Source organism: Aquibacillus halophilus, assembly GCF_009649745.1.
Taxonomy (GTDB): Bacteria; Bacillota; Bacilli; order Bacillales; family Amphibacillaceae; genus Aquibacillus; species Aquibacillus halophilus.
This window is the reverse complement of the sequence record NZ_WJNG01000006.1, coordinates 147,274-165,346: the sequence shown is the minus strand read 5'-3', so window position 1 is coordinate 165,346 and position 18,073 is coordinate 147,274. Positions and strand designations below refer to the sequence as shown.

14 protein-coding genes and 1 pseudogene are annotated in these 18,073 nt (G+C 35.5%); 1 reads left to right on the top strand and 14 read right to left on the bottom strand.

Annotated elements, in window-relative coordinates:
* From GH741_RS08880 to xylA, 13 genes and pseudogenes are all read right to left on the bottom strand, one after another.
* A pseudogene (locus GH741_RS08880) lies at nt 1-361 on the bottom strand (endo-1,4-beta-xylanase); the annotation flags it as partial.
* 269 nt (nt 362-630) lie between these two features.
* Entirely contained in the window at nt 631-1,158 is a 528-nt protein-coding gene (locus GH741_RS08875) for a hypothetical protein (RefSeq protein ID WP_153736439.1), read from the bottom strand.
* Nucleotides 1,159-1,287: 129 nt separating this feature from the next.
* Nucleotides 1,288-2,310 carry an endo-1,4-beta-xylanase gene (locus GH741_RS08870; protein WP_153736438.1) on the bottom strand — a complete coding sequence of 341 codons (1,023 nt, stop codon included), beginning with the start codon at nt 2,308-2,310 and terminating at the stop codon, nt 1,288-1,290.
* 122 nt (nt 2,311-2,432) lie between these two features.
* Nucleotides 2,433-3,353 carry a carbohydrate ABC transporter permease gene (locus GH741_RS08865; protein ID WP_153736437.1) on the bottom strand — a complete coding sequence of 307 codons (921 nt, stop codon included), beginning with the start codon at nt 3,351-3,353 and terminating at the stop codon, nt 2,433-2,435.
* A 12-nt stretch (nt 3,354-3,365) separates the two neighbouring features.
* The gene (locus tag GH741_RS08860) at nt 3,366-4,310 is read right to left on the bottom strand and encodes an ABC transporter permease (protein ID WP_420809393.1); all 945 of its coding nucleotides are present in this window, start codon (nt 4,308-4,310) and stop codon (nt 3,366-3,368) included.
* 258 nt (nt 4,311-4,568) lie between these two features.
* Entirely contained in the window at nt 4,569-6,245 is a 1,677-nt protein-coding gene (locus GH741_RS08855; protein ID WP_153736436.1) for an extracellular solute-binding protein, read from the bottom strand.
* Nucleotides 6,246-6,501: 256 nt separating this feature from the next.
* On the bottom strand, nt 6,502-8,247 hold the full coding sequence (locus GH741_RS08850; protein WP_153736435.1) for a sensor histidine kinase: 1,746 nt from the start codon (nt 8,245-8,247) through the stop codon (nt 6,502-6,504).
* Nucleotides 8,248-8,260: 13 nt separating this feature from the next.
* Nucleotides 8,261-9,823, bottom strand: a complete 1,563-nt coding sequence (locus GH741_RS08845; RefSeq protein ID WP_153736434.1) for a response regulator transcription factor — start codon at nt 9,821-9,823, stop codon at nt 8,261-8,263.
* 251 nt (nt 9,824-10,074) lie between these two features.
* The gene (locus GH741_RS22280; protein ID WP_338079318.1) at nt 10,075-10,194 is read right to left on the bottom strand and encodes a glycoside hydrolase family 95-like protein; all 120 of its coding nucleotides are present in this window, start codon (nt 10,192-10,194) and stop codon (nt 10,075-10,077) included.
* A 187-nt stretch (nt 10,195-10,381) separates the two neighbouring features.
* Nucleotides 10,382-11,035 carry a YesL family protein gene (locus GH741_RS08840; protein ID WP_153736433.1) on the bottom strand — a complete coding sequence of 218 codons (654 nt, stop codon included), beginning with the start codon at nt 11,033-11,035 and terminating at the stop codon, nt 10,382-10,384.
* A gap of 193 nt (nt 11,036-11,228) precedes the next feature.
* Complete coding sequence (locus GH741_RS08835) at nt 11,229-12,368, bottom strand: family 8 glycosyl hydrolase (RefSeq protein ID WP_153736432.1); 1,140 nt, start codon at nt 12,366-12,368, stop codon at nt 11,229-11,231.
* 203 nt (nt 12,369-12,571) lie between these two features.
* Nucleotides 12,572-14,071: a xylulokinase gene (gene xylB, locus GH741_RS08830; RefSeq protein WP_153736431.1), complete on the bottom strand. Its 1,500-nt coding sequence runs from the start codon at nt 14,069-14,071 to the stop codon at nt 12,572-12,574.
* A gap of 193 nt (nt 14,072-14,264) precedes the next feature.
* Complete coding sequence (gene xylA, locus GH741_RS08825) at nt 14,265-15,593, bottom strand: xylose isomerase (RefSeq protein ID WP_153736430.1); 1,329 nt, start codon at nt 15,591-15,593, stop codon at nt 14,265-14,267.
* Between the two features lie 155 nt (nt 15,594-15,748).
* Between xylA and GH741_RS08820 the strand changes: the two genes are divergently transcribed.
* Complete coding sequence (locus GH741_RS08820) at nt 15,749-16,924, top strand: ROK family transcriptional regulator (protein ID WP_153736429.1); 1,176 nt, start codon at nt 15,749-15,751, stop codon at nt 16,922-16,924.
* A 56-nt stretch (nt 16,925-16,980) separates the two neighbouring features.
* Here GH741_RS08820 and GH741_RS08815 read toward each other — a convergent pair whose 3' ends face one another.
* Nucleotides 16,981-18,072, bottom strand: coding sequence for a Gfo/Idh/MocA family protein (locus GH741_RS08815; protein WP_338079317.1), 1,092 nt, complete (start codon nt 18,070-18,072; stop codon nt 16,981-16,983).
* Between the last annotated feature and the right edge of the window lies 1 nt (nt 18,073).

Sequence of the window (18,073 nt, the reverse complement as noted above, 5' to 3'; positions counted from 1 at the left end):
CAGTTGGCACAGTTACATCACTGTCTACATAACCCGTAACAGTTACTGTGTAGGTCTTTCCGTTTTCTAATCCTATGTCTGTGAAATTGAAATCAGCTGCAGAGTAATCATTCTGTCTGTCACTCACATATAAAGCTGTTCCATCATCATTGCCTGCGAAAGTCTTATCAGTCACCTGTGTTAGGCTGGCACCGCCGGATTGGACAGCAACACCTGGACCATCAGCAAAGGATTCATGATAAACCGTTTCTGTATCTGTCTGAGCTCCTTCAACTGTACTTATTGTCGAAAGTAAACCAGGTGGTAATAGTAAATTGAAAATAAGTAATAAAACCATTGCTAAGCTAAATTTTCTTTTCATTTTATGCCTCCCTGTAATAGTTCATACAAATTCTTAAAAAGTTGAAACCGTTTACATTACTAAGGCAAACACCCCCTTTTCCTTAAACAGGCCTAATAGATTTTGTTAGATAACTAGTTAAATAGAAAATATATGGAGTAAAAACTATTTGAATTTAAAGCTCTTAGAAGTATTTATGGTAATGTGTGGTTTATGTAAGAAGTTTTTCGGAAAGGAGAAGTGATTGTTACCTCTCCTTTTCCCGAAAAGTGTTTTATCATAGCTAGAATTTATTGTTTTTCAAGTAAATACTTTAACACACGAATAGACTCTTCTTGATTATCGCTAAACTTGGGGATAAAAGCTGCCAATTGTATATCTAATTCGACACCAAGTTTTCTCAATAATAGTGAGTCATTGTCGATTGGAACTACATAAACATGTTCGTCACCTGTGTCGGGGTTAACACCTTTATATTCGTCTGTCACTAATTCAGGATCAATAATTTCATCTAATTTAGAAAAACCTATTGGATCCTTTATTCCTTCAATTGCAACTTGTCTAATAATATAAATGTCACCATGTTTACCAGCTAGTTCTGCGTAGATTTTCTCATGATACATCGGCAAAGAACTAACTTCGAAATCATCCGCTGTACTACCTTCTATCCCTTCAACAAGGATGCTTTTCACATCTTCAGTGATAGTCGTTGGAAAGTCTGCAAAAAAGAACAATTCAGTCTTGTCCTCTTCTGAACTACATCCACTGGCAATCATTACGAATAGTACAAGTATTATTCTTACACTTAACCTTTTCATATTACTCACCCCAAATGTCTACGGTTAACGATAGTATCTATGGTATCAAGACGTAACATACGCGGAGTCCAAATCTTTAAAAAAGGTCAGAATCCGTCGATATTAGCTAGTATAAGTTAAGTATTATAACTATTTACCATTATCAAAATCGACAATTTTCCAAAATGATAGTTTTGGTTCGTGATTCTCATCAAATACAAACGGCCAATTCTTTCTTCCCCTGACAGGAAAATTACTTAACCATGTATAGTCGTCTGCCGCTCCCCAAAATGTAACGGAAGTAATCACATCTGAATACTCTCGAAGCAATTCAAAAAAATGTTGGTAGCGTTCTGCTTGAGCTTCTTTCATTTCGTCTGTTTGTTCAACTACATCTATCCGTTTATCTTCTGAATCAAAAACGGATACATCCATTTCCGTAATGTGTATTTGTAAGCCTAAAGAGGCGTATCTTTCAATAGCTTGTCTTATGTTATCATAAGATGGTTTTGTTAAATTCCAATGAGCTTGCAAACCAATACCATGTATTGGTACTTTTCTATCTACTAATCCTTTTACTAGCGTATATATTTTCTCGCGTTTTTCAGGATCTGACTCATTATAGTCATTGTAGAAAAGTGCAGCTTCAGGGTCTGCTTTATGAGCGTATTCAAAGGCCTTATCGATAAAGTCTTCTCCAATTATATTTAACCATTTAGAATCCCTTAATAAGTCTTCTCCACTATCTGATACTGCTTCGTTAACAACATCCCAGCTATAGATTTGTCCCTTATATCTTCCCATTACTGTTGATATATGTGTTTCCATTCTTTTCAACAGAGTTTCTCTGTCCACTAAATTTCCTTCTTCATCTGTAAAAAACCAATCAGGCGTTTGATTATGCCATACTAGAGTATGACCACGAACTTTTTTTCCATGTTCTTTTGCAAATGACATCATCTTATCAGAATGATCAAATGTAAAACGATTTTCTTCCGGATGCAGTCGTTCAAATTTCATTTCGTTTTCAGCTGTAATACTATTAAAATGTTTAATAATTAATTCCTGCTGTGATTTTAGTGTTATAGGATTGACCGCTGCACCAACAAGGAAATAATCTTGATATACCTCATGAAGTGATGGAGTTCCCTTATTATTATTATTATTCGTCATCTAAACTCTCTCCTCTTTAAAAAAAGATTCACATTTCAAATAGTTCCCATCCCCGGATGGATCTGAAAATCCCAGGTAATACTAAAATTAAAGTTGAACGGTCGTCATGTAAACTAATTAGACTATTTTACTGCACCCAATGTCATACCTTTAACAAAATACTTTTGTAAGAACGGATAGACACAGATAATTGGTAGACTGGCTACAATCGTCATAGTAGCTTGAATTGATTTCGGTGTAACAACAGCTGCACTTCCCCCACCAGAATTCGCAAAAGCAGAGTTTGCATCACCACTTGAAGTAGCTGAGTTTGAAAGTATTTTCATCAACTCATACTGTAAGGTAGTTAAATGTTCATTACTTGAGTTATACAAGAATACATCAAACCACTGGTTCCACTGGAACACTGCAAGGAATAACGCTACTGTTGCTATAACTGGTAAGGATAATGGCAATACGATCTGGAAGAACTTTCTAAAGTCTCCAGCCCCATCTATTTCTGCCTGTTCAAAGATACTTCGTGGAAGTCCTTCAATGAATGAACGCATAATAATAAGGTTAAAGGCACTAATTAATGTTGGCATAATATAAACCCAAAACGTTCCAATTAGTTCTAAATCTCTCATAAGAAGGAATGTTGGAATTAGCCCACCATTAAAGTACATTGTCATGATAAATATAATTGTAACTGTTTTTTTGAAAACAAATTTTTCCTGAGCAATTGCATATGCTACCATCGCAGTACATAGCAAACCAAAGCCTGTTCCAATAACTGTTCTTAGAACAGAAATTAGTATTGCCTGTAAAACGGATGCTTTATCAAATACGTGCTGATAGTTATGCCACGTGAATTCTCTAGGCCATAGATAGATTCCACCTTTAACAGAATCAGTCGCAGAATTTAGAGAAATAGCTATTTGGTTTAAAAATGGATATAACATGACCACACATAGCAAGATCATGAAAATAATATTACTAGTATCAAAGATTACATCTTCTCTTGTCCTCATATAACTTCTTTTTCTTTTTTTAACTTTTTTCATGTTGTACACCCCCTAGTATAGTCCACCTTGACCCATTTTTTTCGATAATGAATTTGCCGCTACCAAGAAGATAAAACTTATAACTGTCTTAAACATTCCTGCTGCGGTTGCAAGTGAAAAGTTAAACATCGCAATACCATATTTGATAACAAAAACATCGATGTTTTCTGAATACTGAACGTTTTGTCCATTACCTAATAAATATTGAGGTTCAAAGCCTGATTCAAGAATGTAACCAATATTCATAATTAACAGAACAATGATAACTGACTTCATTCCAGGTATTGTAATATGAATAATACGCTGTATTCGTGAAGCACCATCTATTTTTGCTGCTTCATACTGTTCTTGGTCAATCATAGATATAGCTGCTAAGTAGATAATTGCATTCCAACCAACATTTTTCCATGTTTCTGCAGCACCCAGAATTCCCCAGAAGTATTCTCCAATTCCTAACCAAAGAATTTCTTCATCAATGATGTTGAGTCCCATTAATACTTCATTAATAATCCCATCAATGGATAGTACAGATGAAACAAGCGCTGCTGCAACAACCCATGAAAGAAAGTGTGGTAAATAACTGATCGTTTGAACCACTCTTTTAAACTTAATGTTTGTTAGTTCGTTAATTAATACTGCCATACCTATCGCAGTCACAAAGCCTAAGACCATATTAATTACACTCTGTGCCAATGTGTTTCGAAGTACGCCTAAGAAACGATCATCTGTAAATAAGAACAAAAAGTGTTTGAATCCAACCCATTCTTGTTCAGTAAAGGCTCTAGCAGGCTTATAATCCTGGAACGCCATTGTCCAGCCCCAGACTGGAAGGTACTTGAATATGAACACCCAAATAACAAACGGAACGGTCATCCATAATAATGCTCTTTGCTCTTTGCATTTTTTAAGAAATGGTTTAATACCTTTTGTTTGTTTTGGAGACGTGGGTGTATTTATTGGTGTTTGTGTTTGCACTTCTATTCCCTCCTCATCCTCTATACACTCGTGAACTTGATTAGAAAAACTCAGTACTCACTTAGCATTTTCTAGCCCGTGGTGATACTTTCATTTTAAATAAAATGAAATTCCACCAGTGAGGGAGTCCCCTATTTCTGATGGTCAGTATTCAAGCCAAAGGTAGTGACTTGCATCTTCAAATTATAGGAAGGCTGAACTTCCTGTAGAACAACTCAGCCTTCCTTTTAATTTTTGATATTATTCGTAATTTACAAGTGAAGCCTTTCTCTTAACAGACTCAGTAATTACTTCCTCATAAGCTTCAACTGGAAGCTCGGAAAATTCTGTTTTATATTCTTCCCACGCAGAGTCGAACTCAGATGGATCAGCAAAAATCATTTCCGGGTATTCACGTACCATTAAATCATTAACACGTTGCTCGTAAAGCTGTGCTTCAGAGCCTGTCTCAATTGGTGTATCCCAAGCTGGGAACCATGGACGTGGATCTGGCTCAGAGAATAACTCTGTAAATGTTTGAATACCGTAAGCATCCAAAAATTCTCTATCACCTTCGTCATACATCAAGTTCGCTACTTCTGGTTGTTTAGGAGGCTCAACAGCGTTACCATCGTCAAATACGCCTCTCATACGTGGCCAACCCCATTCGAAGTACGTGAAACCGAACTCGTCTCTAAACTCAGTACTAGAAGTTAAATCGATTTGTTCTTGAGTACGAGTGTAACGTCCATCTTCGCTAACCTCATACGTTTCACCTGGGTCACCCCAAGTAATCATTTTTTGTGTTTCAATCTTAGCAATGTGATCTAAAAACTTAATGATTTTAATTTGATCTTCTTCAGATGTACCAGAAGTAATACCAATTCCAGGTGATGCAGTGAAACCAACTGGATCTAAATATTGGTCTTTAATTCCTTCTTCAAATACAATTGGGAATGCCATGTAATCATTATAGAAATTCTCGTCTTCTGCAAGCGTATTCATCGCTTGGCCTACTTGCCAACGATAGTCAAAGAATCCAACAAGACGACCTGATGTAATTTTAGCTAAATATTCATCATAATTTTGTGTAAATGCTTCTCTGTCAAACAAGCCCATGTCATTTACTTGATTCAATTTCTCTAACCATCTTTGTGTCATTTCTTTATCACCGTATACAGTTGCTACCTGAGATTCCATGTCAACAGTGATACCACCATCGTTTGGAAAACCAGCTAAGTGCATTGGTTGGTTAGATAGTGCGAAAAATCTCCAGTCATATGTTAATGCTGAAAACCCTATTGTGTCCGCGCCATCAATAGTAGGATTTGCTGTTGTATATTCTTCAATAATATCAAAATATTCATCTAAAGTTTCAGGTTGTGGATAGCCTAGTTCTTTTAAAACAGAACGCTTAATCCACCAACCACCTTGATTTAAATTCGCTGGCTTAGCATATCCGTGAGGCGCACCAGATGAAATAACATAAATATTTCCATCATCACGTTTCATTAGATCTAAATATGGGCCATACATTTCTTTAAGGTTTGGTGCATGGTTCTCGATAAGATCATTCAATGGAACAAACCCACCTGCATCAATAACTGCATCAGTTGATTGCTCAGCATTTAGAAGTTCTGGATATTCACCACTAGCGATCATTGTACCGATTTTTTGATTAACGTCGCCTACAATGTGCTCAATGTCAAAGTTAACTCCAGTTTCCTCTTCAAATCTTTTACCAAGTGTAGTTTCATTCGTATTAATATCTGTAGCTGGTCCAGATGCATCGAAGAATTTATAAGTAACAACTTCTTCAGTTCCTTCTGAATCATCTGTTGAATCGCTTTCATTTCCAGCTTCATTATTACTACAAGCAGCAACCGCTAATAGTAGCATCATGATTAAAGCTAGAAAAAGATGTTTCTTTTTCAACATAATTAGATTCCCCCTAATTTCTTCTTTTTTTTTTACTCACATAAAAAGCTTGTTCTTTTTTGTAAGCACTTACATTATAACCTTAATATTTTCTAAGAGTTACCCCTCAAACTATAGATAATACTTTGTAAACTTTAGGTTTGTGAAGCTATTATTATAATCTTCACCAATAGAGTAAGAGTATTATTTAATTAGTTTATAGATTTAGATTCGTAAAACATAACAATACCGTAGTTACTAAGAACTACGGTATTGTCTACTTTTGTAACGGAATAATAAGTCGAATTAATGTCCCAGTTCCTTTTAAACTTTTCACTTCAAACGTAAATTGATCGCGATAGTAAAGCTTTAAACGATAATAGACATTTTTCATGCCAACATTTTCGCCAATATATTCTTCTTCATACAATGATTGAAGTAGCTTCTCATAGGTTTCTTCTTCCATCCCTACTCCATTATCTCTTATTTCACAAACTAACTGTTCGTCCTTACACCTGATTGTGATAGTAATCAGTCCTTGTCCTTTTAATGGTTCTACACCATGTATACTTGCATTCTCTACAAATGGAATGAGTAGCATGTTTGGTATGACTGACTGATAAGCCTCGGGGTCTACATCAATATGGTATTGCATTTTATCATCAAATCGATAATATTGAATTTCCAAAAAGCATTTTATTAAATAGATTTCTTCTTCTACGGTAACCCAATCTTTCCCCCAGATAAAAGATTTCCTTAACATTTTTGCCATATTATGAATAATCTTTGCTGTTTCATCTTCTTTTTTCAATATACTCCGCATGCGAATTGTTTCCAATACGTTAAATAAAAAATGTGGATTAATCTGACTTTGTAGCGCACTTAATTGTGCTTGTTTTCGTTGTAACTCCAAATCTTTCTTCTCGATACCTACTACATAAACATCGTTGATTAGATTTTTTATTTTGCTAGCCATTCGATTGAATGCCTTAGTAAGCTCACCAATCTCATCTTGGTAATCTTTACCTTCAATCAGCTCAAAGTTTTGATCTTCAACTTTTCTCATATGCTTTAAAATGCGCAATATTCGCAAGTGCAGTGAACTTGTAATATAAATAATAAACAAGGATGGAAACACTAGATTTATCATCGCTAAATAAATAATAAAATTTCGGGAACTTTGTACTTCCTGAAGTAACTCCTTTTCATCTGTAATGCCAACTACTTTCCAGTTATTTAAATATTGAATTTCATATTCTTCTTCAAAGATAACTGTATTTTCAGGAATCGGAATCGAGTCAAATTGGACACTTCTACTTGACAAGTCAAGGTCTCGATTAGTCGTATATTCAATTACATTATCTTTATTTAATAAATATACATCACCTGGAAATGTCACATTATCAAAAATCCCTGCTATTAAAGCTGAGTTTAGTTCTATCTCAAGTATTTTCTTAGCAGTGTTATTCTTATAATAGTCAAGTTCTCTAATTATACTAAATCGATCTAACTCATCTAAATCATTTGTATCATCTTCTATTCGGGTTATCAGCGGAAACGAACTTATTGTTTGCGAATCCTTATACCACTTTTTTTCTTGCAGGGAGTTGTCAATTTCACTAAGACCTCCGGCAAAAATTACTGTTTCGTTATCAGTGTACAAATTAATGGAACGAATAGAAGAATATATAGGTACAAATTTACTTATGTCTCGATAATAGGAATTATATGCATGAATAAATTCAATTACTGAATCATACTCTGTTTCTAAAAAGGTATACAGTCTACTATCTACATAAAGAACAGATGAAACCGCTACAGCTTCATCCATAGCTTTTCGAAATTCGTTAGCCATTTGTTCTACTGAGAGAGATAAATCATGCATTTTTTGAGTTCTAACATTTTCAGATGTTACGTTATAAAAGGCTATATGGGTTAACGTAATCGGTAAAAACACTGAAACAATATAGATGATTAATAATTTGTTTCTAAGACCTATGTTATTAAAATGGAATCGGTTCATTTTATCGCCATCTTCACAAGAATTTATCGGTAACTTTGTTACGATATTTAGTTGGTGTAGCTCCAACTGTTTTTTCGAACTGTGTGACGAAATAATCGGGATTACTAAACCCAACATTTTCTGCTATTTCATATATCCTTAAATCAGTCTGTCGCAACATTTTTTTCGCTTCATTGATACGAACTTGTAAGAAGTAGTCTTTAAAATAGACACCATACGTTTTTTTAAACAGTTGGCCCATATAAACAGGATTCATATAAAAGTGGTTGGCAATCTGCTTTAAAGTCAGGTTCTTTTTGTAATTCGTATCAATATACCTTTTAATCTTATGGATATTACCTTTGACGTTGTCTTTATTCAACTGAGAAATTAGTTTAGATGCCTCAATTATAAATTCACTAAACATATCCTTTATTTGTTCCAATGTGTACGGATGATCGCTCCAATGAAGCATCGATGGTAGCGTAGAGAGATCCTGTTCGTTACCCTCTAATGTTTTTATTGTTTTAACTATCTCATGAACAAAACGGTTTATAGAAGTCTTCACAGCATCTCTTGCAAATTCTTTTGTTTTAAACTCGTTAATTATCTCATCAATTGTTTGTAATATGGTAGTTGAATTATACTCTTCTATTTGTTCCATTAACAAATTGTGTGTCTTCTGATCAAGTTCAATGTAGTTGATTGACTCGTTTTCTACATCTTGATAAAAGATTGGTCTTTTATCTGATTTCACATATTTAAACTGTGCAGCAAGTTTTGCTGTTTCATAAGACTCTTTTATTTCACTTGGAGCATTAACCGTTTTCCCAACAAAGACCGAGACCTCTTTATCTAATTGTCTTTCCATCCTTTTCTGAAGGTCTTCGGCAAAGAGTTCAATGTCTTCACTATATACTAATTCTTTTCGATCAGAAACGAGTAACCCAAAGCTACCTTGTCCATGATCACGAATTAATAAAGATTCATTCTCTTCTTCAGTAGTTGTCTTACGCATAATCATGTCCTGTAACTTAGATACATCTACAATCATTTTATTAACTTCAATAATTAAATAAGTGAGTGGACCACCATAGGATACATTTAATCTCTTTAAAAAATTATGTTCGAGGGGCTCTTCCTGTTTACCAGTTAGAATATTTTCAAGGGTCGAAGTAGCTATCATGTTTTCTCTCGCCCTTGTCATTATCTTTTCTCTTTTTAACTTTTCTGAGAGTATTTGCAATGTTTTCTCAAATTCTTCCTTATCAACTGGTTTTAGAATAAAATCATGCACACCATATTTAACCGCCTGTTGAGCATATTTGAAATCACTATACCCACTAATAATGATAAAACTAGGCTTAGGGTTCAACGATTCAGAAACTTCTTTTATCAATTGGAGACCATCTAGCACTGGCATTCGTATATCAGTAACTACTAAATCAGGGGTATGATGTTTAATATACTCTAAGGCATCTTCTCCGTTATCAGCCTCTGCACAAACTTCATAACCACAACTTTCCCAATCAATTATACTTTTTAGTCCTTTACGTACAAAACGATCATCGTCGACTAAAAACACTTTGTTGATCAATGCGAACCTCCTCCTTTTCTTTGATGCTAGTGTTAGTTTAAAAGAGACCTTGTTTTAGCTTGATAGTCTTATGCTTACATTATTATTTTTCAAGGTGTTCTCTAGGACTGTTAGTTGATATTTATAAAATCCATTTCTAGTATATTGATTGTGGTCAAGTTGTATTTGTTCGTTAAGTTAATTATCTTTACGACTGACCTTCGACCCTGCAAAATAGTAAGTTTTACTTTTGATTTAGTTTCGAAATCAGTCTAAACCTGATTAATTTTCACTTTATAATCCCAGTTTAATTGGTTAACTTCAATCTGTCCACGAGCTAACAAACCAGAAATACTGCCAAAATCTAGTTCGTTGGGGAACGCTGGTAACAACTCAATTCCACCTGAATAAAGCACTCTAAAATAGTCGTGGAATACGACAGTTAGAATCCACATTATATATCTAACGATTCGGATGTAGTATTTTTGTTAAAGTCTACCCTTGCGAAATTCCATTTCACTAAAATTCTTATCTGCCTATTGCACCAATCCATTGTAAGTAGTTTTTTAACTTAGACGTTTATTCTTTTTTTTCTTTTGGTTCATTCAGTAACCTTTGTTTGTTTTCAAGTCTATGGAACGCAAACAATCCACATGCCATAATGACGAATGCACTCGCCCCAAAGGCAAATAACGGAATTAAACCTGGTATTAACGTTATTAAGAAATAAACAATAAATAATCCGAGAACCATTGCAATCGTCATGAGTGGGCTAAAAATCCCAATTTGAATAGCTTGTTTAAAGTACCTAGTAAAGTTCAAGTCAAAATGAACATAGACTGGCATGATATACAATAATGCAATTAAGTAAACCAAACTGACAAAAACTAATCCAATTTGAAGGACATAGAATAATAGCCCATTAATATTACCTATAAACACAAAATCAAGATATAAAATATAACCAACTACAACAAAGATAAATCCAATTGCATTGGATTTAAAAAATTCATTTTTATACGTACGAAAAAATGTTTTGATGATTGGCGTATCTGTATTTTTCATTAACAACCCACGAATAACTGTAAATCCAGCAACGGTTGCAGGAAAAACACCTAAAACTATTAGTCCAAGTAACGAAAAACCAACCCATAGTAAATTAATATACGCGATCCACATGATCCACTCTAGAATCCGATATAATCCACCACCAGAACCATTAGATTTTGCCATAGTTGTACCTCTTTTCTTGTTGAATTCTATGATACAAGCTTCTCATGATAGGGGAAAAGCATGTATCCTATTTAATAATTTTAAATTGAATGAAAGGATTAGTATACTAATACAGTATATTTGATTCCTATATAAAAACTGGAAGATACCTAATGAGTAGAGTCATTAAAGTACCTCCCATAAATCCTTCACTTTAAGGCATCCAGATTTTAAAATTACCACTTAATGAAAGTAAACTAAAGAAGTAAAGGCAATTATCATAGTATCGTCGATCACCAGTACGAAGTGGCGTATTCCAAAATAAATCGACACATTTTTCTGCATTTGCACCTGATGTTGCGAGTGATCCCATTGCGTTGGAAGCGAGAAGCCCAACAGGATGTAATGATTTCTCTTCAAACGGTTCACCTGCGACCGTATAACGGCGATAATCTTCTGGGTCTTTATTCACAAAAAAAGCTTGTATCCTGTCAACTATGTCTGTTGGACACTCTTTATCTTGAAACCATTCATAGTCTAAACCGATGTTACACGCTACGCGATAAGAATCACTAAAGAACTGCCCAAACCCTCGTACATTATTTGGAGTTCCATCATAAAAAGCGTATTCTGGTGCTAATCCCGTCTCAGGGTGACAAGACAATTTCAAATAACTTCTACTTGCATCAGCAGCTTCCTTCCAAAACCGTTGATCCTCCGGATAAGACCATAAAGCAAACAGTTCATAGAAATGCGGTAAATGATAAGACGGGTCAGAAAACTCGACGCTCGGTACAAATTTTATTAATTTATTGTCGGGATTCCACATCGGATATCCATCATTATTTTCTCCTTTGTGGATACATGTACGCAATAAATCTTTTGCTTGTTGACTATAATTGAAAGGTTCAATACCATCTCCCCATCTGTGTGAAGCAAAGAACAATGCTAATGCGAAATACTCTTCTCCATCGGGAGCTGGTCCATATGCATTCTTTGATCCATCAGGGCTGCATGACCATGCAAAATAACCTGCATTTTCTCCTTCTGTCATATACATGTTTTTGTATGTCCATTTCCAAAGTCGATCAAAAATATCTTTGTTATCCATCTGAACAGCCATCATCATCCCATAGGACATGCCCTCCGTACGGACATCGATATTACCAGTATCTAGCATATACCCCTCATCGCCACCAACTGTAAAGTAAATTTGTGTTTCAGGGTTTTTATCTGTAAACAGTTTATTCCAAGTATCTTCCACTCGGGTCACTATTTCTTCCTCTGAGTATCCATATTCCTTTAGTAAGTTTCTATGTTGTTTAGTATAAAAAGCAGCATTGTTTGTTGTCATGCATTTCTCCCCTTTATCGTAATGTATCTATTAGCACAACCAAATTAATTTAATTTATGTATCAAATCAGTCGATGCAAAACCTGAAAACCCTTACATGTTCATACTATAAAAGGATTGACTACGAAGAGAAAGGGAGTAGGAAACCAGCAACACTCACTTTCTTTTTCTTCGCAGTTAATCCGCATATTAAACTCAGTTATCTTAGTTACGGAACTCCATTAATTGTTTATTTAAGCTAGACGTTTGAGCATAAACATCTTTATATACTTTAAACAGTTTTTGATACGTATCTACATTTTCCGGAATAGGTTCGTATGCTTCCGCTTCTTCCAGGAATGAATCTGCACATTCCTCAAGAGAAGAAAACCATCCTGAACCAAATGCAGCTAGCATCGCTGCACCCATACCAGGACCTTGTTCACTTGTAAGCTTTACAATTTTAGCATCAAAAATATCTGCTTGCATTTGTAACCAATTTTCATTTTTTGCTCCACCACCGATAGAATATACTGTATCAATGGTTTTACCATTTTCTCTGAAGATTGCAATCGATTCATTCAACGAGAATGTAATTCCTTCTAATACAGAACGCGCGAAGTCTTTTCTTTTATGTGAGCTATCCATACCAATAAAGCTGGCACGGATTGTTGCATCAGCATGCGGCGTTCTTTCACCAACTAGATATGGAGTAAATAATAATCCGTTAGATCCAACTGGAACGGTACCAACTTCTTTTAATAATGTATCGAAGTCTTCATTTTCAGCAAATGTATTTTTAAACCAATTTAAACTATGTCCAGCCGACAAAGTTACACCCATTGTATAATAGGCATTAGGTGCACTATGATTGAAGTAGTGAACTTTTCCTTCATAGTCTTTGTCACCAGTCTCTTCATAAGATAAAACAACCCCTGAAGTTCCGATGCTTGCAAATGTCTTTCCAGGAGAAAGAATTCCAGAACCAATAGCACCACATGCGTTATCTGCTCCACCAGCAAACACATCCGTTGTTGCTGCAAGTCCTGTTTGGTTAGCAAAATCAGCAGTTATCTTACCAACATTATCATGGGAATTTACTAACGGTGGACAAATAGAAATATCCAGATCTAGAAGATCACATATTTCCTTACTCCATTGCTTTGAGCTAACATCAAGTAGACTTGTTCCCGCTGCGTCTGAATATTCCATTTGCAATTCATCAGTAATACGGAAACGTAAGTAGTCTTTAGGAAGTACAAACGTCTTAACTTTTCCGTATAGGTTTGGTTCATTTTCCTTTACCCATAGTATCTTAGGTAATGTAAATCCTTCTAATGCCAAGTTTTTAGTAATCGAGATGAATTTCTCTTTACCTACCTTTTCGTAGATTTCTTGGCACTGTTCAGTTGTACGTGTATCGTTCCATAAAATGGCATTACGAAGTACCTGGTTATTCTCATCAAGCAGTACTAAACCATGCATTTGGCCAGAAAAGCTCATTCCCTCAATGTCTGTTACATCGCCATCGAATGTGCTAATTAATTCAGCAAGACCAGCAGTGGTTTGCTTTACCCATTCCTCAGGATCTTGTTCACTATAACCTGTCTTTTCCTGAATTAATGGATACGATTTAGAAACTTCATGTGCCACTTTTCCTTCTTGATTAACAAGTAAAAGTTTCACCGCACTTGTTCCAAGATCTACTCCAATTACATATTTCATCAAAGCACCTCTTTCATAGTTTTACCATAATTTTATATGGCATATCTCTATTAACGTTCAATACCCCCACTTACGTTGTTAAGTGGGGGTATTTACATGAACAACGAGACATAACGCTGTTTGCTTAGCTAAACCGTTTTTCTTACCAAAGACTTAAAATTCATTTTGTGTAAGTAAAATGGTTACTTTGTTATTACTTATTATCTGCAAAAGCAGTTAAAAGATATTGGTTAATTGTTGCTTTAATGCTTTCTACACGACCTGATTTATTCGTGATTTCATTTAAACCAAGTGCATGGTCTTCAAGTTTCTTGAAGTTAGTATTTCCATCAACGATGTCTTTACCAATTCCAGATGTGTAACTTGAATAGCGCTCTTCTATAAAGCTATCTAATGCTTTATCTTCAATTAACTTGTTAGCAACTTTGTAACCAACAGCAAATGCATCCATACCAGCAATGTGAGAAAGGAATAAATCGTCTTGTTCGAAAGATCCTCTTCTTACTTTTGCGTCGAAGTTTAATCCACCAGTACCTAAACCACCGTTTTTGATGATTTCATACATAGCTAATGTTGTCGACCATAGATCAGTTGGGAATTCATCTGTATCCCATCCAAGTAATGGATCACCTTGGTTAGCATCTACAGATCCTAACATACCATTTATTCTAGCTGTGCGTAATTCATGCTCAAAAGTATGTCCAGCCAATGTAGCGTGGTTTGCTTCAATGTTAAATTTGAAAGTATCTTCTAAGCCATATGTGCGTAAGAACCCGATACCTGTAGCAACATCAAAGTCATATTGGTGTGTTGTAGGCTCTTTTGGTTTTGGCTCAATTAAGAATTGTGCTCCAAAGCCAATTTCCTTCGCATAGTCTTTTGCCATGTGGAAGAAACGCGCAAGGTTATCTTGCTCTAATTTAAGATCAGTGTTTAAAAGTGATTCGTAACCTTCACGGCCACCCCAGAATACATAGTTTTCTCCGCCTAGTTCTTTACCAATTTCTAATTGCTTTTTAACTTTTGCAGCTGAATAAGCAAATACGTCAGCATTGTTAGAAGAAGCAGCACCATGAACAAAACGTGGGTTTGTAAAATTGTTCGCAGTGTTCCAAAGTAATTTTACTTTGCTGTCTTTCATGTAGTCTTTAATCATTGAAACAATGATATCTTGGTTTTTATTTGATTCTGCTAAAGAATTTCCTTCAGGTGCAATATCCACATCATGGAAACAGAAGTAAGGTACGCCTAACTTTTCGAAAAATTCGAATGCGCCTTCAACACGAGCCTTTGCTTGATCCATTTCACTGAACTTGTCCCAATTACGGATTGCTGTACCTGCACCAAACGGGTCTGAAAGGTCAGCAGTAAATGTATGCCAGTATGCTACACCATAACGTAAGTATTCTTCCATTGTTTTCCCGTTAATCACTTCTTCAGGGTTGTAAAATTTAAATGCAAAAGGATTCGTAGACTTTGCACCTTCGAACTTAATCTTGTTAACGTTTTCAAAGTACGCCATAAAAAAATTCCTCCATTAAAATATAATATTGTGTAACCACTTGCTATAAATTTATTATAACAACGACTCAGAAGTTTGTCTAGTGGATAAACTAAGTTTATGATAAAATAAATTATACAGAAAATTAGTGTAAATTACGGGAGCGAGTTGATCAAATGACCCAAACTTGGAATCAGCATGTTGTAAAAAAAGAAAACAAAACACTAGTACTAAAAACAATAAAAGATAACGCTCCTATTTCAAGAGCAGATGTCGCCCAAATGACCGGTTTAAATAAAGGCACCGTTTCATCTTTAGTCAGTGAATTAATTGCAGAACAATTGATTCAAGAATCTGGTCCCGGAGAATCGAGTGGTGGCAGAAGACCAGTTATGCTACTTTTCAATCAGATAGCCGGCTATTCAATCGGCATTGATTTAGGAGTTAATTACTTACTTGGTATTCTTACCGATCTTAGCGGAAATATTATTAATGAGAGAAAAGTTATTTATGAAGGTTTATCCTATGAGGAAATTGTTAATGAATTATATAGTATCATTGACCTATTAATTTCGTCTGCTCCGTCTAGCCCGAATGGTGTGATTGGAATTGGCATTGGGGTTCCCGGAATTGTAAGTCACGAAGGCGAAATCCTACTTGCCCCTAATTTAAAATGGAAGCGAATTCAATTAAAGAAAGTAATTACAGAAAAATATAACCTACCTGTTGTTATTGAAAATGAAGCGAATGCAGGTGCATATGGTGAAAAAAAATTTGGTGTCGGGCAAGCCTTTGAAGATATCATCTACATCAGTGTTGGTGTAGGAATTGGTGTAGGGCTAATTTTAAACGGGAAATTATATAAAGGTAGTCATGGGTACTCTGGTGAATTGGGGCACATGACAATTGAAGTCAATGGATTGAATTGTCGGTGTGGCAACAATGGGTGCTGGGAATTATATGCCTCCGAACAAGCACTACTGAGAAGAGCGAAGCATTTGAACATTAGTCCTCCTGATGGCGGGGAACTTACACTTGATAAATTAAACATCCTTGCTGAAGATGACGAAGTGACCAGACAGCTATTCAATGAGATTGGTGACTACCTTGGTGTTGGTATCACTACGATTGTTAACACGTTTAACCCAGACCAAGTCATTATCGGTAATAGAATTGCCGCTTCTGAAAATTGGCTTAAAACCTCAATCACAGACAGAATTTATAGATATGCGCTAAAATTTCACCAAAATGATTTAGCTATTGATTTTTCTAAATTAACAACACACTCTCCTGCACTTGGTGTAGCAGCATTTACAATTGAAAATTTTTTAGAAGTAGATATGATTCATTGAACAATCGACACTTCTCTTAGATGAGAAGTGTCGATTGTTGTTGTTTAACATACTTGTTAAACTGTTATGTTAGCTGATTCTACATTAATTGCTTGCTCCTGTGCTTCAATACATAATGACGCAGCTTTAAACGCATGCTCTTGAGTCATAGCATTTTCCGTTCCATTTAAACAATCCAAAATAAAATCACCAAAAAACGGGAATCCAACTTTACCAGATAGTTCAAAGTGTTTTTCCCCTTGATGGTTAACTAAATAGAGATGGTTGGAGGATGCATCACGTCCGATATCAACATATTTTCTCACTTCAATATAGCCATCAGTCCCTAAGATTAATGCCCTTCCATCTCCCCAAGTACTAAGCCCATCTGGAGTAAACCAATCCACTCGGAAATAAAAAGTGGCGCCATTATCTGCAACAAGTGTAGCATCACCATAGTCCTCAAATTTAGGGTATTGCTTATATTTATAGTTGGCAACTTTACTATGTAACACTTTTGCATCTTTAGCACCAGTATAATGAAGAAATTGCTCAATTTGGTGACTGCCTATATCGCAAAGTATTCCTCCATATGAATCGGGCTCAAAAAACCAATCGGGTCTATTTTGTACATTGGCTCGGTGCGGACCAGTACCAATCACTTGTACCACTCTACCAATTGCACCTTCGTCAATTAGTTGACCAGCAAAAATTGCACTCTCTACATGTAAACGCTCACTATAGTAAATGCCCCATTTAAGACCGGTTTCAACTGTCTTACGTTTAGCTTTTTCTATTTGTTCTATTTTAGTGAATGCAGGCTTATCTGTGAAATAATGCTTTCCATGATCCAAAACTCTTAAACCTAAAGGACCTCGATCGCACGGAATATTTGCACTTGCTACTAGCTTGATAGTTGGATTATTTAATATTTCCTCTTCCGACGAAGCTACGTGGACTGTAGGAAATTTTCCACAAAATCCTTCCACTTTGTTGGGATCAGGGTCATAAACAGAAATTAATTCGCCTCCTGCTTCGATTAATCCGTTGCACATGCCGTAAATGTGTCCATGATCCAGACCTATAACAGCAAAAGGAAATTCTCCCTTTTTGACCACATTATTGTTTTTTCCTTTTGGCGCATAATTCATACCATCTTTGTTATCCACC